The organism is Bradyrhizobium sp. sGM-13 (genome assembly GCF_018398875.1).
Lineage (GTDB): Bacteria > Pseudomonadota > Alphaproteobacteria > Rhizobiales > Xanthobacteraceae > Bradyrhizobium.
The window spans coordinates 380,940-396,648 of record NZ_JAGWDK010000003.1; the positions used below are offsets into that span (position 1 = coordinate 380,940).

Consider the following 15,709-nt stretch of genomic DNA (forward strand, 5'->3'; position numbering starts at 1 on the left):
GGTATCTGCGGCAATTTCCTTCGCCGCGCTCCCCTAGCGCGTCCTTGTTTTCACAAGCACGCCGCAGTTGCTCGCATTGCCCTCCTCGGCTGTCGTACACTCGGACACCTCCCGGTCCAAACTCAATGGATTGGGAGAAGGCCGAGATCGGAAATACGAAAAGTGCAATTGCCGCTGTGGCGCCGAACGCATATTTGCGCATTGCTTTCGACATTCTCTGATCCTCCAGTTGCTATGTGCCGGTGAATAAAGAGGCTGCTTCGCAGCCTCTCGCTTTTCGATGGGAGCGGACGCAGCGGGCGCTATCGCTTCTCGCCATCGCCATCCTTAGTTCGCGCAGACCTTCATGCTCTTCATTCCGGTTTCTGCTGCGGTGCGCGACTTGAACACCTTGCCGTCGCCAACAACGACAGTGGTGGCAGCCGTCGGTTTGTTGTCCACGATGGTGCACTTCTTCGTGGAGGTATCTTGCACTACATAAAACTCCGCCTGAGCGTAGGCAGTGCCGGTCATGATTGCTGCGGCTGCAGCCGAGATCAGAAGCTTCTTCATGATGTCTCCTCCATTTTGAGTGTGTCCATGCGTAGATTACTGAGCGGCGCGGAGTCGGTTGCGCGGCTGGCAACCACGTGGGTTCACTTTCAGCTCATGGGTGGAGACCTTAAGCGCGTTGATATGAACGCGGACGAAACGGGCAGTTCAGAGACTGTTTATTTCGAGCGTATCGCCCCTTCATCGCGTGCTCTCTTTGGTGCGGGTGCGATAGCAACGCCTGCTGCACGCCATGGTTCTGCGCCAAGGCCGTCTTAATGCCGTCGATAAACTAGAGCGCGGGTGTTACAACGATTGGCGCATACTTACCGCTTTCTTTGTCGCGGCATTGCCATCCATGCATGGGCCGGCGGCTACCGCTAACCCATCGCCACCTTGTCGCCGCCGTGCTCGCGTTGGTCGAGCCACATCGTGCCGAGCGCGAACGCCAGCCAGCCGAAATTGTAGATAAGGCCAATTATCAGAACAACCCAGCCGGGAATCGGTCCGACTGCGGCGCGATCGACAAATTCCGCTAGGGTTGACGCGGGCGTCGGATGGATTGCGATCTTGCCGTAATAGGCAATCACCTGGACGGCGAGAATCCAGACGTAGTTGCGACGCAGCCGCCGCCCCGCCGCGCGGAAAAACGAAATGTGGTGGCGAGGCGCGGTGTAGTCGCGCCCGAGTATCACCTGCCAGCTATCGTCGCGGGCTTCACCGGTGAATATCGGCGCGTAGAAATTCGTCTCCATCCACCGAGCTCGAGCGCGCCAGACATTAAAGTAGCGATAACGTCGCGCCTCCATGCCGAGAAACACGGCAATGAGCAGGCCTACGAGCAGGAGTGGCAGCGGTGAAGCTTCCGGGCTCGAAAAAGTCGTCGACAGGGCGATGCCCATTGTGACGATCGCCCAATTGGTCGTGTTGTCGAGCCGCGTTCTCCAGATCGTCGAACGGTAGACTTCGCCCCGGTAGAGATGAGCGATGGCGCCCATTTCGGCAGAATTGAAGCTGTGTTGGCCCTGTGTTTCGCGAGAAGCCGTAACAGACATGGCGGGACTCCGGTTGTCCGAACCGCGGATCACCGGCGTTGACCGGGAGCGTCCACATCATCAACGCCGATGAACCCATCCGGAATTGTGACGTCGCAACTATGCTCGCCCTGAGGCCGAAATGCCAGCCACAGCTCGAGCAATAGAACAATGCACCGCACTATCGCGGCCGGGCGTCCGCATTGGGTTACAAGCGGCGTGAGCGCTGCTAGGCGCTTATGATTTACGCTTGGCTTGCCTGTGCTCAGGCGCCGGCCATCGCCTGCTCGATCGCCGACAGCGCCGCATTGGCCTTGGCGCCATCGGGCCCGCCGGCCTGCGCCATGTCGGGCCGGCCGCCGCCGCCCTTGCCGCCGAGCGCCTCGGAACCCTTGCGCACCAGTTCGACGGCGTTGAACCGCGCCGTGAGATCGGCGGTGACGCCGACGACGATGCCGGCCTTGCCATCCTCGGTAACGCCGACGATCGCGACCACGCCGGAGCCGATCTGCTTCTTGCCGTCGTCAACCAGGCTCTTGAGATCCTTGGTCTCGACGCCCTCGACCGCGCGGGCCAACAGCTTGACGCCGCCCGCTTCACGCACGCCGCCGGCCGCTGCGCCGTTGCCGGCGCCGCCGCCCATCGCGAGCTTCTTGCGCGCATCCGACAGATCGCGCTCGAGCTTCTTGCGCTCTTCCATCAGCGCCGCGATGCGCGCCGGCATGTCGTCGACGCTGGTGCGCAGCTCGAACGCCGCCGTCTTCGCAATCGCCATCGTATCATTGGCGTGCTTGCGGGCGTGACGTCCGGTCAGCGCCTCGATGCGCCGTACCCCTGAAGCCACCGCGCTTTCGCCGGTCACCGAGATCAGCCCGATGTCGCCGGTACGGCGCACATGGGTGCCGCCGCACAGTTCGACCGACCAGCCGAGTGCGTTCTGGCCATGGGCGCGGGCCTGCTTGCCCATCGACACCACGCGGACCTCGTCGCCGTATTTCTCGCCGAACAGGGCGCGCGCGCCCGCCTCGCGGGCGTCGTCGACCGCCATGATGCGGGTGGTAACCTCGTCATTCTCGAGCACCACCTCGTTGGCAATGTCCTCGACGCGCGCAAGCTCTTCCGCCGTGATCGGCTTTGGATGCACGAAGTCGAAGCGCAGACGATCGGGCGCCACCAGCGAGCCGCGCTGGGCGATGTGGTCGCCGAGCACCTGGCGCAGCGCCTCGTGCAGCAGATGCGTCGCCGAGTGATGGGCGCGGATTGACGACCGGCGCGCATGATCGACCTCGAGCTGCAGCGCGGTGCCTACCTTCAGCGTGCCCTGCTCCACCGTGCCCAGATGCACGAACAGATCGCCCGCCTTCTTCTGCGTGTCGGTAACGCGGAACTTGACGCCCTCGCCCGTCAGCAGGCCGATGTCGCCGACCTGGCCGCCGGATTCCGCATAGAACGGCGTCTGGTTCAGCACGATTGCGCCGGTCTCGCCCGGCTTCAGGCTGTCGGCATCCTTGCCGTCCTTGACCAGCGCCGTCACCACGCCCTCGGCGCTCTCGGTATCGTAGCCGAGGAATTCGGTGGCGCCGAGCTTTTCGCGCAAGGGAAACCAGATGGCCTCGCTGGCAGTATCGCCCGAGCCGGCCCACGATGAGCGCGCCTTCACGCGCTGCCTATCCATAGCGTCCGAAAACGCCGCCTGATCGACGCTGATGCCGCGCGACTTCAGCGCATCCTGCGTCAGGTCGAGCGGGAAGCCGTAGGTGTCGTACAGCGTGAAGGCAGTATCGCCGTCGAACATGTCGCCCTTCTTCAGGCCGGCGCTCTTCTCGTCGAGGATCGCTAGCCCCCGCTCCAGCGTCTTGCGGAAGCGGGTCTCTTCCAGCCGCAGCGTTTCCTCGATCAGCGTTTCGGCGCGTACCAGATCCGGATAGGCCTGGCCCATCTCGCGCACCAGCGCCCACACCAGACGATGCATCAGCGGCTCGCGCGCGCCGAGAAGCTGCGCGTGGCGCATTGCGCGGCGCATGATCCGGCGCAGCACATAGCCGCGGCCTTCGTTCGACGGCAGCACGCCGTCGGCGACGAGGAAGGCTGAAGAGCGCAGGTGGTCCGCGATGACGCGGAACGACGCGACGTTCTTCTCGTCCGGTCCATGCCCGAGCGCCGAAGCGGCGGCATCGATCAAGTGACGGAAAAGATCGGTCTCGAAGACGCTGTCGACCCCCTGCAGGATGCAGGCCATGCGCTCCAGCCCCATGCCGGTGTCGATCGAGGGCCGCGGCAGCGCGACGCGCTCGTCCTTCGTCACCTGCTCGAATTGCATGAAGACCAGGTTCCAGAATTCGAGGAAGCGATCGCCGTCCTCTTCCGGGCTGCCCGGAGGCCCGCCCCAGATGTGCTCGCCGCGGTCGATGAATATCTCCGAGCATGGACCGCATGGGCCGGTATCTCCCATCGCCCAGAAATTGTCCGAGGTCGCGATCCGGATGATACGGTCGTCCGAGAAGCCGGCGATATTCTTCCAGTGGCGCGCCGCCTCCTCGTCGTCGTGATAGACGGTGACGAGCAGCTTGTCCTTCTTCAGCCCGAATTCCTTGGTGATCAGGTTCCAGGCGAGCTCGATCGCACGCTCCTTAAAGTAGTCGCCGAACGAGAAATTGCCGAGCATCTCAAAGAATGTGAGATGCCGCGCGGTGTAACCGACATTGTCGAGGTCGTTGTGCTTGCCGCCGGCGCGCACGCATTTCTGCGAGGTGGTGGCGCGCTGGTAAGCGCGCCTCTCGACGCCGGTGAAGACGTTCTTGAACTGCACCATGCCGGCATTGGTGAACATCAGCGTCGGGTCGTTTCGCGGCACGAGCGGCGACGACGGCACAATCTCGTGACCGTTCTCCGCAAAGAAATCCAGAAATTTCGACCTGATCTCGTTGACGCCGCTCATGTTCACCCAATCGGAAAAAAGGCCGGGTTAGGCTACAACCGCCTTTAACCCTTCCGGCGGAACGCTTTTAGACAAGGCGGCCTGCGGTGTCCAGAAACTGTGCAGGCGGATCATAGGCTTGCCGCAGCACACAAGATGGGCGCGCAAGTCCCGTTGATAATGCTGCGGCCGCGTTGACAGGCTTGGCAGGGCTGTGTTTCCCTCTTATCTGTAAGACGTCACGTCGGGAGAGATCGGCTTAAGCGCCGGCGCCGAAGGAGCAACCGCCCCGGAAACTCTCAGGCAAACGGACCGCGTGACGAAATAGCATCTGGAAAGAGACGCCGGGCAACATGTGCCCAGGGCGTCCGCCGACGGGATAATACTCTCAGGCACAGCGACAGATGGGGCTTTCTTTGGGTTTTTGGAGACTGGTCTCCGGAACCCATGAGGGCCTTGACGATGCTGGCAAGCGACAAATCCTCCCTCAGACGCACCCCGTTGCACGGGCTCCATGTGGCGCGCGGCGGCAAAATGGTTCCGTTCGCGGGCTATGAGATGCCGGTGCAATTCCCGGCCGGGGTCCTGAAGGAACATCTGCATACGCGAAGCGCCGCTGGCCTGTTCGACGTCTCCCATATGGGCCAACTCGCGCTGCGGGCAAAATCCGGCAAGGTCGAGGATGCGGCACTGGCGCTGGAGCGGCTGGTGCCGCAGGACATGGTGGCGGTTGCGCCGGGACGGCAGCGCTACGCCCAGTTCACCAATAGCGACGGCGGCATTCTCGACGATCTGATGGTGGCGAATTTCGGCGACCACCTGTTTCTGGTCGTCAACGCCGCCTGCAAGGCCGAGGACGAAGCGCATCTGCGCGCGCATCTCTCGGATACCTGCATCATCGATTCGCTGCCGGACCGCGCGCTGATCGCGCTGCAGGGACCGAAGGCGGAATCAGCGCTGGCGAAACTTTGTGCAGACGTGACCACAATGCGGTTCATGGATACCGGGCCGCGCAAGGTCGCCGGCTTCGACTGCTTCGTCTCGCGCTCCGGCTATACCGGCGAGGACGGTTTTGAGATTTCGGTGCCGGCCGAACAGGCCGAGGCGCTGGTGGCGCTACTTCTGGACAATCCGGACGTGCTGCCGATCGGCCTCGGCGCACGCGACAGCCTGCGGCTGGAAGCCGGGCTTTGCCTCTACGGCCACGACCTCGACACCACGACGACGCCAGTCGAGGGCGCGCTGGAATGGTCGGTGCAGAAAAGCCGCCGCAGCGGCGGCGCCCGCGCCGGCGGCTTTCCGGGCGCAGAAAAAATCCTCTCACAGTTTGAAAAAGGCGCATCGCGCCGCCGCGTCGGCTTGCGCGCGCAAGGCCGCGCGCCGGTACGCGAAGGCGCGCTGCTGTTTGCGGATACCGCTTCGACCGACGACATCGGCAAGGTCACGTCGGGCGGCTTCGGCCCGAGCCTCAATGCGCCGGTTGCGATGGGCTATCTGCCGACCGCGCTTGCCGCAGACGGCACGCAGATTTTCGCCGAAGTGCGCGGCCAGCGCCTGCCGCTACAGGTCGCAGCCATGCCATTCGTTCCCAACACCTACAAACGCTGAACTTGCAAACACTGAAGGAAATTCCATGACGACGCTGTTCACATCCGACCACGAATGGCTCCGCATCGAGGGCGATGTCGCCACTATCGGCGTCACCGATTATGCGCAATCGCAGCTCGGCGACGTCGTGTTCGTCGAATTGCCGAAAGTCGGCCGCGCCCTGAAGAAGGCCGAAGCCGCTGCCGTCGTGGAGTCGGTGAAAGCCGCTTCCGACGTCTACGCGCCGATCTCGGGCGAAGTGATCGAGGTCAACGAGGCGCTCGCCGCCGAACCCGCGCTGGTGAATTCCGACGCCGGCGGCAAGGCCTGGTTCTTCAAGCTGAAGATCGCGGACAAAAGCGAACTCGGCGGCCTGATGGATGAGGCCGCCTACAAGGCACACACGGCGTGAGGATGATGAGGCGCTCTGTCACCATACAGAAGCTGTCATCGTCCGCGAAGGCGGACGATGACAGTACGCCGGGACGTCTCGGCTCAATCAATGACAGCAGTGGCTACTGGGTGCCCCGCCTTCGCGGGGCATGACGACGAATATTGAGGAACATACCCATGAACGCGCCGCTCAAGACCACCGCCACAGCCGCCACCGATTTCGTGCGCCGGCATATCGGCCCCTCGCCCCGCGACATCAGTGCGATGCTGGAGAGCGTCGGCGCGAACAGCCTCGCCGAGCTGATGGGCCAGACGCTGCCCTCCTCGATCCGGCAAAAGGCGCCGCTCGATCTCGGCCCCGCGTTGAGCGAAACCGAGGCGCTTTCACATATGCGCGAGCTCGCCGCGCAAAACCAGGTGTTCACCTCGCTTATCGGCCAAGGCTATTCCGGCACCATTTTGCCCACGGTGATCCAGCGCAATGTTTTGGAGAACCCGGCCTGGTACACCGCCTATACGCCGTATCAGCCGGAAATCAGCCAGGGGCGGTTGGAAGCGCTGTTCAACTTCCAGACCATGATCTGCGACCTCACCGGCCTCGATGTGGCCAACGCTTCGCTGCTCGATGAAGGCACCGCCGCGGCGGAGGCGATGGCGCTGGCCGAGCGCGCCTCGCAAGTGAAGACAAAATCATTCTTCGTCGATGCGGAAGTGCATCCGCAGACGCTCGCGGTGCTGCGCACCCGTGCCGAGCCGCTGGGCTGGAATCTGATCGTCGGCGATCCCCTCGCCGATCTCGAAGGCGCCGATGTGTTCGGTGGCCTGCTGCAATATCCGGGAACGACGGGCGCGGTGCGCGACCTCAGGCCGGCGATCTCGGCGTTGCGCTCGAAGGGCGCGCTCGCCGTCGTCGCGGCCGATCTGCTGGCGCTGACGCTGATCGCCTCCCCCGGCGAGCTTGGCGCCGACATCGCCATCGGCTCGGCGCAGCGGTTTGGCGTGCCGATGGGCTATGGCGGCCCGCACGCGGCCTATATGTCGGTGCGCGATGCGCTAAAACGTTCGCTGCCCGGCCGCATCGTCGGGCTGTCGGTGGATTCGCGGGGGCAGCCCGCCTATCGCCTGGCGCTGCAGACCCGCGAGCAGCACATCCGCCGCGAAAAGGCGACCTCCAACATCTGCACCGCGCAGGTGCTGCTGGCGGTGATCGCTTCAATGTACGCGGTCTACCATGGCCCCGAGGGGCTGACGCATATCGCGCGCACCGTGCGCCGGCGCGCCGCGGTGCTGGCGGCGGGGCTGACAAAACTCGGCTATGCGCCGGCGTCGCCGGCGTTCTTCGATACGATCACCGTTGCTGCGGGCGCGAAGCAGGGTGAAATCGTAGCCCGCGCGCTCGCCGAGAAGATCAATCTTCGTATTGGTGACGGCACGCTCGGCATCGCCGTGGACGAAACGACCACGCCTGCGACCGTGGAAGCGGTGTGGCGCGCCTTCGGCGGCAAGCTGTCCTATGCGGATGTCGAGTTGGACGCGCGCGAAACGCTGCCCATCGAATTGAAGCGCGACAGCGCCTTCCTCGTCCATCCCGTGTTCCACACGCACCGCTCCGAAACCGAGCTGCTGCGCTACATGCGCAAGCTCTCAGATCGCGACCTCGCGCTCGACCGCGCCATGATCCCGCTCGGCTCCTGCACTATGAAGCTGAACGCGACCACGGAAATGATCCCGCTGACCTGGCCTGAATTTGGCTCGCTCCATCCGTTCGCCCCGCGCGAGCAGGCGGCCGGCTATCACGCGCTGTTTGCGCGGCTGGAAAAATGGCTGTGCGACATCACCGGCTATGACGCGATCTCGCTGCAGCCGAATTCCGGCGCACAGGGCGAATATGCCGGGCTGCTCGCGATCCGCGCCTATCATGCCGCGCGCGGCGAGCCGCACCGCAAGGTGTGCCTGATCCCCTCCTCCGCGCACGGCACCAATCCGGCGTCTGCCCACATGGCCGGCATGGAGGTGGTGGTGACGGCCTGCGATGCGCGGGGCGATGTCGATGTCGACGATCTCCGTGCCAAGGCGGAGAAGCATTCCAAGAATCTCGCCGCCGTGATGATCACCTATCCCTCGACGCATGGCGTGTTCGAGGAGCACATCACGGAGATCTGCGACATCGTGCATAGCCATGGCGGCCAGGTCTATCTCGACGGCGCCAACATGAACGCGCAGGTCGGTCTCTCGCGCCCCGGCGATTACGGCGCCGACGTCTCGCATCTTAATCTGCACAAGACGTTCTGCATCCCGCATGGCGGCGGCGGCCCGGGCATGGGCCCGATCGGCGTCAAGGCTCATCTTGCGCCCTATCTGCCAAGGCATCCTTCAAATTGGCACCCCGCAACCGATGGCGCGGTGCCGCATGCCATCGGCCCGGTGTCGGCGGCGCCGTTCGGCTCGGCATCGATCCTGACCATCTCCTACATCTATATCCTGATGATGGGCGGCGAAGGCCTGACGCGCGCCACTGAAATGGCGATCCTCAATGCCAACTACATCGCCAGCCGGCTCGAGCCGCATTTCCCGGTCCTCTACAAGAACGCCAAGGGACGCGTCGCGCATGAATGCATCGTCGATCCGCGGTCGCTGAAGACCACGAGCGGCGTCACCGTCGATGACATCGCAAAGCGCCTGATCGACTACGGCTTCCACGCGCCGACCATGAGTTTTCCGGTGCCGGGCACGCTGATGATCGAGCCGACCGAATCGGAATCGAAGGCGGAGCTGGACCGGTTCTGCGACGCCATGATCGCGATCCGAAGCGAGATCACGGAAATCGAGATCGGCCGCTGGAAGGTCGAAGCCTCGCCACTGCGCCACGCCCCGCACACCGTGCACGACATTGTCGATGACGCATGGAACCGCCCCTATAGCCGCGCCACCGGTTGTTTCCCCGATGGCATCTCGCGCACCGACAAATATTGGAGCCCGGTCGGTCGCGTCGACAACGTCTATGGCGACCGCAACCTGGTGTGCTCATGCCCGCCGATTGAGGATTACGCGCAAGCCGCGGAGTGAGGCTCATGTCCCGGATGCGGTGCAACGCGCTAGCGCTGCTCCGCAGAGCCGGGACCCACATACGCGCAAAACGGATAGACCCGGATCAGCAGCGCACTGCGCCGCTCGAGAAGCGTCGCGCTGCGCAGCATCCGGGGAACGCAAAAACAAAACGGGCACTGAGGACGTCGGCAACTCAACGTCCGCAGCACCCGTCGTCACGTTTCAGGCCTTAACCCCTGAAGCGTTTTCTCAAAACTTATTCGTCGTCCGCCGGCTCCTCGCCGTCGGCGTCGCGCTCGGCGGGACCGGCCAGGATCTGCTCGGCGATCAGGCCGGAGTTCTGGCGGATCGCCATCTCGATCTTGGCGACCATGTCGGGATTGGCCTTGAGGAAGGCTTTTGCGTTCTCGCGTCCCTGGCCGAGACGCTGGCTATCATAGGAGAACCAGGCGCCGGACTTTTCGACGATGCCGGCCTTGACGCCGAGGTCGAGGATCTCGCCCATTTTGGAGACGCCCTCGCCATACATGATGTCGAATTCGACCTGCTTGAACGGCGGCGCCAGCTTGTTCTTCACCACCTTGACGCGGGTGGTGTTGCCGACGACTTCGTCGCGCTCCTTGATCGCACCGATGCGGCGGATGTCGAGGCGGACGGAGGCGTAAAATTTCAGCGCGTTGCCGCCGGTGGTGGTTTCAGGCGAGCCGTACATCACGCCGATCTTCATGCGGATCTGGTTGATGAAGATCACCATGGTGTTGGACTTGTTGATCGAGGCGGTGAGCTTGCGCAGCGCCTGGCTCATCAGCCGCGCCTGCAACCCCGGCAGCGCATCGCCCATCTCACCTTCGAGTTCAGCCTTCGGCACCAAGGCCGCCACCGAATCGACCACCAGCACGTCGATCGCGCCGGAGCGCACCAGCGTGTCGCAGATTTCCAGCGCCTGTTCGCCGGTATCGGGCTGCGAGATCAGGAGCTCGTCGATGTTGACGCCGAGCTTGCGCGCATAGACCGGATCGAGCGCGTGTTCGGCGTCGATGAAGGCGCAGATGCCGCCCTTCTTCTGTCCTTCCGCCACCGTGTGCAACGCCAGCGTGGTCTTGCCCGACGATTCCGGCCCGTAGATTTCGACCACCCGCCCCTTCGGCAGGCCGCCGACGCCGAGCGCAATGTCGAGGCCGAGCGAGCCCGACGACACCGTCTCGACGTCCATCGAGCGGTCGTTCTTGCCCAGCTTCATCACCGAACCCTTGCCGAACTGGCGCTCGATCTGGGAGAGCGCGGCGGACAGGGCCTTGGTCTTATCCATGGAGGATCCTTCAACGATACGCAGGGCAGTAGCGGACATAATACGTGCTCCTTATGGCGGGGATTCGCGAGCGGGACAAACGGCGTGAGCGGCTTTTGAGCTTCGACTTCGTCAGGGAATCTTTGTACCATCTTTGTTCTATGTTCGCAATATGTTCTTTTCGGCGCACGGGTACTGACCTGTTTCCGACCTTGGCCCATTTTGAGTTTTGCGATGCCTATTGCTCTTCACGAGCGGTCACGCCGCCGTCATAAATCCGTAATCTTACGGGAATGATCTGCGGCTCCAGTTTTTCCATAGGCTGGGGCGGCACACGGGGTGAGTAATGACGGGACATACAGAACTAGCCGTAACGCCGCGCGACCGCTTTCTACAATCAGCGCAAGAGGAGCTGATTGCTTTCGAGCGGCGAGAGATAGAGTTTCGGAAAAAGGAGCGCGCCGAGCGGGCCGCAGAACTACACCTCCCTCTTGAAAGAGCAGTTCACTAGTAAAGAGGCGGCCACTAAGGCGGCCTCCTTCGCTTCAGAGCAAGCTCCCGATCTTAGCGCGAGATCGAAACGCCCTTGCGCCGCTGATACGGCCAGCCGACACGAGGTCGGCTGCAATAGCGAAAGAGTCCGCCGGGTTGGCGGCGGTCCCTTTTTGTTTTGGGCGTTAGGCCTTTTTGTATTCGAACCAATTTATCCCCGCTTGGTTAAATTTGCCGGAACCCGGTGGAGGGGGAATGGCGATGAAATGGACCTTAGTGATTGTCGGCGTAGCGATGCTCGCCAGTCCGGCATTGGCCGACCCGTGGAAAGACGAAAGCGGTAAGGGCCGCTGGGGCTATGATCGCGGCGGCTACTATGGCCGCAGCTACAACGAAGCACGCGAGTACAAGCAGGAGTTTTACCGAGGCCCCTGCAAGATCGAACGCAAGTGGGAGCGCAACGGCGAGTACAAAGAAGAGACCAAATGCAAAGGCTACCGTTAGCGCTCAAGAGGCCGCCGGTGTTGGCGGCTTCTTCCCCAAAAGGCCTCGAGCAAATTGAAAGGGCCGCCTTTCGGCGGCCCCCAGCCGGTACAAATTGGTTCGGGATGAAAAGCAGCCCCGGCAATATCAAGCATAGAGTTTTCCGCACCCTTTTTTGGAGTCCGTAACACCACGGTGTTTCCGATACCGGAACCCCAGGTATCTCCAATCCCATCTCCGGGTGCGTCCTGACGAAGATGCCCGCTCCCGCTCTTGCCTTTCGCTGCCCGGACGGTCCCCCAACTACGTGTCCGTCGTTTGCCTCGCCTGCACCCGGCTTCACTTAATCCATAAGGAACCGGGAAGCTTTTGGGCGAGGACACCGCGCCCACTGCCTCGTGAGGTTGCCGCCTTCGGCGCCTCGCCCCAGCCAGTCCGAACGCACGATCCGCGTGAGCGCACCCGACTTAAGTATAGTTTTGTACTTTCCCCGGAACGGATTTCGCCGCAGTGCGTAATCGCAGCGGGTGCGGCAGGTAGCGACGGGTAGCAACGGGGAACCAGTATTGTGCCGGGCAAGAAATACCTCACGGAACAAGCGGCAACCTTTCTCAAATTTGCAATGGCCACCACGGATCCGGAGATCGCCGCGGGCTTTCTCGACAAGGCCGCCGACCTTCGGGCCAGAAGTGAAGAGGCGCCCGACGCCAGCCCCCGGGCGCCCGATGTAGAGCAGCCGGAAGGCTAGCTCTCGCGATGAGGCCGCCGAACGGGCGGCCTCATCGTTATCCGAGCAACAAATCGGGGCTGACCTCGCCTACAATTTTAAGCGTGCTTGCGGCTCCATCTGAACGGTCCTTCAAGGCGCTGTACGCTATGCCAGCGGCATGCAGATACAAACGACCGCCCCTGTGACCGTCCTTGCCTACGAACCCATCCTGCCGACGCTTCAAAACCATGGCGCCCATCTCCTCACCTGGCTGTTGAACCTGAGCCGCGCGCCCGAGCCCTCAAGGGTGCCGCAGCCCGTGCGGCCGGACGCGCCGTCGAGAACCCATATTCCGCCGCGGCAGCCTTATCTTCCGCCGCGGCAGCCTTATCCATCGCGCCAGGAATAGGAAGCCGGCATCCCAAGTGGACGGCCGCGCCCCACGTACGGCAAATCGCCCGCAAGATTGTCTCGGTGCGTTGAACCTTTTTCATATCGCCCCGACAAAATTCTTGCCTGGGATATTGCATCACTCGGGGAATAGGCCTGCGCCGCCAAGCGACCATACTCCGCTTGCGCGGCGCAGCGCTTTTGCGCGCCGCGGAACTTAGGCTTGGGCAAGGGAATTCGGTGACGCCCATGGGGTTGAAGCCCCGCGAGCGGATTTCGGCCGCGCGCGTCGCGGCAAAGGCATTGCCTGCGGCAAGAACAATTGCAATTTTAAGTCAGAGGTCCGGTTTGAAGCGGTCGGGAGCCGCAGCGGAATTTCTCTATGATCCACAAGGGCGTCGAATACACCGTTACGGCGGTCGCTCCGGGCATCTGGAAATGGCAATTCCGTATCGGCGACAGGGTCGTCACGGGCAAGACCGAAGCCAGGCTCAATCTGCTTGCCATCCGGCGGGTCCAGCTTCGGATTGACCGGGAGCTGAAAAAAGCTGAGCGGGAGTAACCCGGCGGCCGCTGTCGCAGGCCTTTCACCGGAGAAGTTTCCCTGCAACTACATCAGGTTAGATCTGAGCGATAACCCGATCTATATGCCCGGCAACGTGCTTGGGCCCGTAAAAACCCGGGGTTGATCTTTCGATAGGCGAGGAATCCACTCCCCGGCAAATGAGGGGTCTCAGGGCCAACGGCGGCCCATTTGACATTTGGTCAGCTTGCCATGCCGATCTTTTTCTTCAGCGTTCGACATGGCGAGGATGCGTGCGTCAGCAATGACGGTGCGGAATTTGCCGATCACAACGCCGCGTGGAAGGAAATGACCGGGGTCTGCGGCGACATGATCGCGGACGTTTCCCGCAAGCTGCCCGAAAACACCGAGTGGCAAATGGAATTGCTGGATGAATCCAGGAAGCCGATATTCCGGATTCGCCTGGTGGCCGAGACGCTGCAAGATACGGATTAATAGACGGAAAATTAGGCGTGGGCCTTCCGGGAAGTGGCATCGAGTTCACCTGGCGGCGCCACGCCGTTGCGCAGCTCCCGGGCGGAAACAAAGCGGACGCCGACCAATTCGCCCCTGCGCCAGATCAGCGTGCATACCCGCCGCACCTCGCCGCCCGCAGTGAGAGAAAGGCCGAACATCTTGGGAACCGCGAGGTCGCCCACATCCAGACAGGCGCCGTTGTCGGAAATGTCGAGGATGTAGCACTCGATCCATGGCGCATCCGGCGCCGGAATCAGGAATCCCGGCTTGCGCAAGTCGACCCGAACGAACTTGCGGGCACCAAGGTCTTTGCGGTCTCTCGCCATGATTTCTCCTGTGCGGGGAAACACTAGGCGGAATACCTCAATACCGGGTTATCGGTATCAGGCAAAAATCCTGGAGTCGCCGTTAATTCCGGCGCGAGCTGGGGTCGCCTAGTCGGCGCTGGCAAGCCGGCGCATGGTGAATTCGATGTCGCCGCTGGGCAGCTCGCGCCAGCTCTCGACCGAACTCATATAGGCTGCCTTGGGATAGCGGTTGAGGAAGTCGCGCGCCCTTGCCCTCGCTTGGTCGCGCGGCAGCGTAAACGTCTCGCGCAGGTAGCCGTCGCCCAGCTTGCGCCGGCCGGCCATCCGGCTCGCGAGATCGCGCGGACGAAAGACCATGTCGTAACTCCAGACACGATGACGACAGGTCAAATATAGGGGTAGCGGCGAACGAATCCTACCCGCCGCCTTTGGCGGGGAAGCTACTGGGTGCTGCTGCCGGTCTTGTTCTTCTTGGCGGGCGCCGCGGCCTTGGGCGCCTCGGTGCTGCGCACGGTGCCCCAGGGATCGGAAGAGGTCTTGGCGTCGGGAATCTTCCGCAAGGAATCCTTGTAAGCCTTCTCCCTGATCGCATCCTGCTCCCTTTCCTCCGGCGATTTGGACTGGAGTTCCGGCATCAGGTTGATATTGGGAGTCATCTGCGCGTGGGCCGGCACCATCAACAACACCACCATTACGGCCGCGCTCAGCATTCTCATGACGCTCTCCTTTGCGATGCTTTCAGCGTTTCGGCGAAGATACCACCGACGTAACCGCCAAGCCAAGCACGCGCGGACAAGCCTTTGGTTCGACGCCTGCAGGATCTCGGGTGCTTGCGCCCAATCGCTTTGCGGATCGCGCCGGACTGGCAGCCCACGCCGCTGTTTCCTTCGCCGCAATGACCACTACAATGCGCCGACAACAAGATCGGACGAGGAAACGGACGTTCATGCAACAACAGCCACAAGCGGGCGAATTCGGCATCGCGGAAGCAACGCGCGTGCTCGGCGAGGTATTTGCGCCATGGGTGATGGATCTCAACCTGTCGATCGAGCGCTTTGACTCTGCTCCGCCCGGCGATGCCGCCGACTGGCAGCCGGGCGCGATCCTGCGCCTGCCGTTCTCGGAGCGGCTATGCCGCAATGGCGGCACGGTCTCGGGCCAGGCGCTGATGGCATTCGCCGACACCGCGATGGTGATCGCCAACCTCGCCGCCAACCGCGGCTACCGCGCAATGACGACGGTCGACCAGACCACGCATTTCATGCGCGCGGTGTCTGCCTCCGACGTACTGGCCGATGCGCGCGTGGTCCGCCTCGGGCGCACCATGAGCTTTGGTCGCGTCACGCTGCTTTCCGCCACCGACAACAAGCCGGTGGCGATGGTCTCAAGCGCGTTCGCGATGCTTTAGAAAATTGTAGTTGCTGTAGGGTGGGCAAAGCGAAGCGTGCCCACCATTTATCATCGAGCGCGCTTCTTGATGGTGGGCACGC

General features: G+C 62.7%; 15 protein-coding genes and 1 riboswitch. Of the genes, 8 read left to right on the forward strand and 7 right to left on the reverse strand.

Annotation, left to right across the window (positions count from 1 at the left end; translation table 11 throughout):
* Positions 1-327: 327 nt before the first annotated feature.
* The 3 genes from KJQ96_RS06480 to alaS all read right to left on the reverse strand — a co-directional run bounded on the left by KJQ96_RS06480 (position 328) and on the right by alaS (position 4,503).
* On the reverse strand, positions 328-552 hold the full coding sequence (locus KJQ96_RS06480) for a hypothetical protein (RefSeq protein WP_213285835.1): 225 nt from the start codon (positions 550-552) through the stop codon (positions 328-330).
* Between the two features lie 359 nt (positions 553-911).
* Positions 912-1,586 carry a DUF2270 domain-containing protein gene (locus tag KJQ96_RS06485; protein ID WP_213285836.1) on the reverse strand — a complete coding sequence of 225 codons (675 nt, stop codon included), beginning with the start codon at positions 1,584-1,586 and terminating at the stop codon, positions 912-914.
* A 244-nt stretch (positions 1,587-1,830) separates the two neighbouring features.
* Positions 1,831-4,503 (reverse strand): alanine--tRNA ligase, encoded by a 2,673-nt coding sequence (alaS, locus tag KJQ96_RS06490; RefSeq protein ID WP_213285837.1) that lies wholly within the window; start codon positions 4,501-4,503, stop codon positions 1,831-1,833.
* A gap of 213 nt (positions 4,504-4,716) precedes the next feature.
* A riboswitch (glycine riboswitch) is annotated at positions 4,717-4,807 on the forward strand.
* 137 nt (positions 4,808-4,944) lie between these two features.
* Between alaS and gcvT the strand changes: the two genes are divergently transcribed.
* The 3 genes from gcvT to gcvP all read left to right on the forward strand — a co-directional run bounded on the left by gcvT (position 4,945) and on the right by gcvP (position 9,528).
* On the forward strand, positions 4,945-6,090 hold the full coding sequence (gcvT, locus tag KJQ96_RS06495; protein WP_213285838.1) for a glycine cleavage system aminomethyltransferase GcvT: 1,146 nt from the start codon (positions 4,945-4,947) through the stop codon (positions 6,088-6,090).
* A gap of 25 nt (positions 6,091-6,115) precedes the next feature.
* Positions 6,116-6,481, forward strand: coding sequence for a glycine cleavage system protein GcvH (gcvH, locus tag KJQ96_RS06500; RefSeq protein WP_065728594.1), 366 nt, complete (start codon positions 6,116-6,118; stop codon positions 6,479-6,481).
* Positions 6,482-6,639: 158 nt separating this feature from the next.
* Positions 6,640-9,528 (forward strand): aminomethyl-transferring glycine dehydrogenase, encoded by a 2,889-nt coding sequence (gcvP, locus tag KJQ96_RS06505; protein ID WP_213285839.1) that lies wholly within the window; start codon positions 6,640-6,642, stop codon positions 9,526-9,528.
* A 238-nt stretch (positions 9,529-9,766) separates the two neighbouring features.
* Here the strand turns inward: gcvP and recA are convergent, their stop codons facing one another.
* Positions 9,767-10,858 carry a recombinase RecA gene (gene recA / locus KJQ96_RS06510; RefSeq protein WP_028350014.1) on the reverse strand — a complete coding sequence of 364 codons (1,092 nt, stop codon included), beginning with the start codon at positions 10,856-10,858 and terminating at the stop codon, positions 9,767-9,769.
* Between the two features lie 687 nt (positions 10,859-11,545).
* Here recA and KJQ96_RS06515 point away from each other — a divergent pair.
* The 4 genes from KJQ96_RS06515 (at position 11,546) to KJQ96_RS06530 (ending at position 13,890) form a co-directional block, all read left to right on the forward strand.
* Positions 11,546-11,794 (forward strand): hypothetical protein, encoded by a 249-nt coding sequence (locus tag KJQ96_RS06515; protein ID WP_213285840.1) that lies wholly within the window; start codon positions 11,546-11,548, stop codon positions 11,792-11,794.
* A gap of 547 nt (positions 11,795-12,341) precedes the next feature.
* Positions 12,342-12,521, forward strand: coding sequence for a hypothetical protein (locus tag KJQ96_RS06520; protein WP_156434032.1), 180 nt, complete (start codon positions 12,342-12,344; stop codon positions 12,519-12,521).
* Positions 12,522-13,254: 733 nt separating this feature from the next.
* Positions 13,255-13,434, forward strand: coding sequence for a hypothetical protein (locus KJQ96_RS06525; protein WP_213285841.1), 180 nt, complete (start codon positions 13,255-13,257; stop codon positions 13,432-13,434).
* A gap of 213 nt (positions 13,435-13,647) precedes the next feature.
* On the forward strand, positions 13,648-13,890 hold the full coding sequence (locus KJQ96_RS06530; RefSeq protein WP_213285876.1) for a DUF6894 family protein: 243 nt from the start codon (positions 13,648-13,650) through the stop codon (positions 13,888-13,890).
* An 11-nt stretch (positions 13,891-13,901) separates the two neighbouring features.
* Here the strand turns inward: KJQ96_RS06530 and KJQ96_RS06535 are convergent, their stop codons facing one another.
* The 3 genes from KJQ96_RS06535 to KJQ96_RS06545 all read right to left on the reverse strand — a co-directional run bounded on the left by KJQ96_RS06535 (position 13,902) and on the right by KJQ96_RS06545 (position 14,935).
* Positions 13,902-14,237, reverse strand: coding sequence for a PilZ domain-containing protein (locus tag KJQ96_RS06535; RefSeq protein WP_213285842.1), 336 nt, complete (start codon positions 14,235-14,237; stop codon positions 13,902-13,904).
* Positions 14,238-14,345: 108 nt separating this feature from the next.
* Positions 14,346-14,576, reverse strand: coding sequence for a hypothetical protein (locus KJQ96_RS06540; protein ID WP_028350018.1), 231 nt, complete (start codon positions 14,574-14,576; stop codon positions 14,346-14,348).
* Positions 14,577-14,659: 83 nt separating this feature from the next.
* Positions 14,660-14,935 carry a hypothetical protein gene (locus KJQ96_RS06545; RefSeq protein WP_213285843.1) on the reverse strand — a complete coding sequence of 92 codons (276 nt, stop codon included), beginning with the start codon at positions 14,933-14,935 and terminating at the stop codon, positions 14,660-14,662.
* 230 nt (positions 14,936-15,165) lie between these two features.
* Between KJQ96_RS06545 and KJQ96_RS06550 the strand changes: the two genes are divergently transcribed.
* Complete coding sequence (locus KJQ96_RS06550; protein ID WP_213285844.1) at positions 15,166-15,627, forward strand: PaaI family thioesterase; 462 nt, start codon at positions 15,166-15,168, stop codon at positions 15,625-15,627.
* Positions 15,628-15,709: the final 82 nt, after the last annotated feature.

Bases quoted from the DNA above. Each gene is read 5' to 3' on its own strand.
- KJQ96_RS06480 (WP_213285835.1), bottom strand. From the start codon at position 552: ATGAAGAAGCTTCTGATCTCGGCTGCAGCCGCAGCAATCATGACCGGC.
- KJQ96_RS06485 (WP_213285836.1), bottom strand. From the start codon at position 1,586: ATGTCTGTTACGGCTTCTCGCGAAACACAGGGCCAACACAGCTTCAAT.
- alaS (WP_213285837.1), bottom strand. From the start codon at position 4,503: ATGAGCGGCGTCAACGAGATCAGGTCGAAATTTCTGGATTTCTTTGCG.
- gcvT (WP_213285838.1), top strand. From the start codon at position 4,945: ATGCTGGCAAGCGACAAATCCTCCCTCAGACGCACCCCGTTGCACGGG.
- gcvH (WP_065728594.1), top strand. From the start codon at position 6,116: ATGACGACGCTGTTCACATCCGACCACGAATGGCTCCGCATCGAGGGC.
- gcvP (WP_213285839.1), top strand. From the start codon at position 6,640: ATGAACGCGCCGCTCAAGACCACCGCCACAGCCGCCACCGATTTCGTG.
- recA (WP_028350014.1), bottom strand. From the start codon at position 10,858: ATGTCCGCTACTGCCCTGCGTATCGTTGAAGGATCCTCCATGGATAAG.
- KJQ96_RS06515 (WP_213285840.1), top strand. From the start codon at position 11,546: ATGGCGATGAAATGGACCTTAGTGATTGTCGGCGTAGCGATGCTCGCC.
- KJQ96_RS06525 (WP_213285841.1), top strand. From the start codon at position 13,255: ATGATCCACAAGGGCGTCGAATACACCGTTACGGCGGTCGCTCCGGGC.
- KJQ96_RS06530 (WP_213285876.1), top strand. From the start codon at position 13,648: ATGCCGATCTTTTTCTTCAGCGTTCGACATGGCGAGGATGCGTGCGTC.
- KJQ96_RS06535 (WP_213285842.1), bottom strand. From the start codon at position 14,237: ATGGCGAGAGACCGCAAAGACCTTGGTGCCCGCAAGTTCGTTCGGGTC.
- KJQ96_RS06540 (WP_028350018.1), bottom strand. From the start codon at position 14,576: ATGGTCTTTCGTCCGCGCGATCTCGCGAGCCGGATGGCCGGCCGGCGC.
- KJQ96_RS06545 (WP_213285843.1), bottom strand. From the start codon at position 14,935: ATGAGAATGCTGAGCGCGGCCGTAATGGTGGTGTTGTTGATGGTGCCG.
- KJQ96_RS06550 (WP_213285844.1), top strand. From the start codon at position 15,166: ATGCAACAACAGCCACAAGCGGGCGAATTCGGCATCGCGGAAGCAACG.